Source organism: Aeromonas sp. Y293-4, from assembly GCF_027705905.1.
In the GTDB taxonomy this organism is placed as follows: Bacteria; Pseudomonadota; Gammaproteobacteria; order Enterobacterales; family Aeromonadaceae; genus Aeromonas; species Aeromonas veronii.
Genome location: NZ_JAPDCI010000055.1, coordinates 1 through 2,493 on the forward strand (window position 1 = coordinate 1; position 2,493 = coordinate 2,493).

Here is a 2,493-nt window from a genome sequence, read left to right on the forward strand (position 1 = left end):
TTAGCGACTAATCAGATCGCACAAACTGGACTGAGTTCCCTTCCTCCGGTGATCTACTATTCGGAACAGCTATTTAGGGCACTATATACGGCAGCACTGGCGGATAGAGAACAGCCAGCATTACATTCTTGATGTGGTGTTCAACGAGGATGCTTCCAGGATAGCGATGGAGGATGCGGTCGAGAATATGGCGCTATTCCGGCGGTTCGTATTGAATATCGTAAAACAGAGCAATTGTGGTGCTCGAAGTCAGAGAAACAAGCTAAAAAGAGCCGGCTGGAATGACGACTATCGGGCTCAGTTATTCTTTGGTTAAAATATCAATAAAGTGTGCTCCCGCCCTGGGTGAATCACTCTTTTAGCCCACCCCTCGCGCCACCCCTGGCAGCAGTAACCAACAGCAATATTAAATTCAATATAATCAATGAGTTATATCTTGTTGATTATATTGATTATTTTGTATCTATTTGATTTATAATGATTTATTAAAGAATCACTTAGTCTTGGTACTCCAGATCCAGGCCATCCCTCCGCCAACACAGCGAAAATCCGTGTGCTAGACTCAATGCATGGCCTTCTTCGGATCACTACCATGTCCAGGCAGTTGATAAGGGCGTTAGCTCTACTGGTTTGCAGTTTCCCCTTTTGCCAGAGTGGGGCGCTGGAGCTGGCCGTGATGCATGGCAACAAACAGCAGCGGGATAATTTTGTGGCCGTGCTACGGGATTTCCACACCGAAACCGGTATCCGGGTGCAATTGCTGGCCTACACAGACAGCGAGTACAAGGCCCGCTTTCCTCACTGGCTGGTGGCGGGTACCTCACCGGATCTGCTCTACTGGCAAGGTGGCGAGCGCCTGCTGGCCTATGCCCGTCAAGGCGCCTTGAGACCCATGGATGAGCTGTGGCAACAGCAGGATTGGCAAGCCAGTTTCGGCAAGGCCATGCAGGCCGCCGTCTCCTGGCAGGGACACACCTACGCCCTGCCCTACAGCTACTACCACTGGGGCCTCTTCTACTCCAAAAGCACCCTGCAACGCGCCGGGCTCACCCCGCCGACCACCTGGACACAACTGCTGCAAAGCTGCACCCTGTTACGCAACAAGGGAATAGTGCCGCTGATATTGGGCACAAAAGAAAGCTGGCCAGCCCTCGCCTGGTTTGACTATCTCAACCTGCGTCTCAACGGCCTGGCCTTTCACCAGCAGGTGACACGCGGTGCTGTGGATTACCGGGATCCGCGCATCCGGCAGGTATTCAGCCACTGGCAACAACTGATCGCGGCCCGCTGCTTCAATGACAACATGACCCGGCTGGATTGGAACGACAGCATCTCCTACCTCTACTACGGCAAGGGAGCCATGACACTGATGGGCAGTTTTGCCATCCCCAAACAGCGCAGTGACGACATCCAGACCCTGCCCTTTCCCACCCTGCGCGCCGATATGCCGCGCTATGAAGATGCCCCGCTGGATCTCTTCGTGCTACCGGCCCGCGCCAATCCGCGCATGATGGAGGTCAAGCTCCTGCTGGCCTATCTGGGCCGCCCCGAGGTGCAGCTCCGGCTCAATCACCAGCTCGGCACCTTCTCCCCCCACCGGCAAAGCCAGCAACAGCTCTCCGCCATTCAAGCGGCCAGCAAGCAGGTGCTGCAGGGCGCCGCCGGTTTTGCCCAATACTTCGATCGGGATGTGCCGCCGGACTTTGACCGGGCCGCCACCCCCATCATGGCCCGATTTGCCAGCCACCCCGATATAGAGCACACCCTCACCCAACTGGAGGCGCTGCGCCAGCAACACTACCCCGCCAACCCGCTCCCTCTAACCACACCACCCACCGGCGTCCCCCCGCCTTGATAACCCCAGACGCCGCCCAGCGCCTGCCCAAGCCACAGCGCCAGTGAAATAGCAATAAAATACCAAATAAAATCAATATATCATATCTTATTGATTTTATTTGGTATTTTATTGCTATCTGATTTTGTTGATGTTTTTTAATGAGCATCCGAGATCACCAAAGGACAGCCATGCATCCGGCAAAAACCGTTGTAGGCTGGTGCTGAGCCTGCGAAGCCCAGCGTTTACCGCGAGCAAAACACAAAGATGGCGCCAAAGGAGACTCAAGCACTGAGAGTTGGGAATTCGTTGCCTGTCTCTTTCATCACAACAGCTCCCACCGACCACGCTTGCGCGGCCCGACAAAACGTAAGCGACCGGCTTTGACCAGACCAGAGGCGGCCCGCTCTATGGTACTGGTTGCTTTATCAAGCCGAAGTGCCACCTCTTTTAGCGTCAAATCAGGCTCCGCCGACAACAGAGCCAGTACCAGCTCCGGTGTCTTGGGTTTGGGTTCTACCCGCGCTTCTACCCGCGTTTCTACCTGCGCATTTGACCATTCCAGCCTCGTCATCTGTATCTCTAAATAGCTGATCCTAATTCCGCTCCAGTTGCATCAGCCCATGTCCGTTGCCAGGGAACGGCGCGGCATTATCCAG

Annotated in this window: 2 protein-coding genes and 1 pseudogene; 2 read left to right on the top strand and 1 reads right to left on the bottom strand. The window is 54.8% G+C overall.

All coding sequences use genetic code 11. The annotated features are described in order from the left end of the window. Nucleotides 1-61 precede the first annotated feature (61 nt). Both OKC31_RS21465 and OKC31_RS21470 read left to right on the top strand, forming a co-directional pair. A pseudogene (locus tag OKC31_RS21465) lies at nucleotides 62-316 on the top strand (transposase); the annotation flags it as partial. A 360-nt stretch (nucleotides 317-676) separates the two neighbouring features. Further along, complete coding sequence (locus OKC31_RS21470) at nucleotides 677-1,855, top strand: ABC transporter substrate-binding protein (protein ID WP_270657735.1); 1,179 nt, start codon at nucleotides 677-679, stop codon at nucleotides 1,853-1,855. 304 nt (nucleotides 1,856-2,159) lie between these two features. Here the strand turns inward: OKC31_RS21470 and OKC31_RS21475 are convergent, their stop codons facing one another. Then, nucleotides 2,160-2,408, bottom strand: coding sequence for a hypothetical protein (locus OKC31_RS21475; RefSeq protein ID WP_270657736.1), 249 nt, complete (start codon nucleotides 2,406-2,408; stop codon nucleotides 2,160-2,162). Nucleotides 2,409-2,493 lie beyond the last annotated feature (85 nt).

Bases quoted from the DNA above. Each gene is read 5' to 3' on its own strand.
- OKC31_RS21475 (WP_270657736.1), bottom strand. From the start codon at position 2,408: ATGACGAGGCTGGAATGGTCAAATGCGCAGGTAGAAACGCGGGTAGAA.
- OKC31_RS21470 (WP_270657735.1), top strand. From the start codon at position 677: ATGCATGGCAACAAACAGCAGCGGGATAATTTTGTGGCCGTGCTACGG.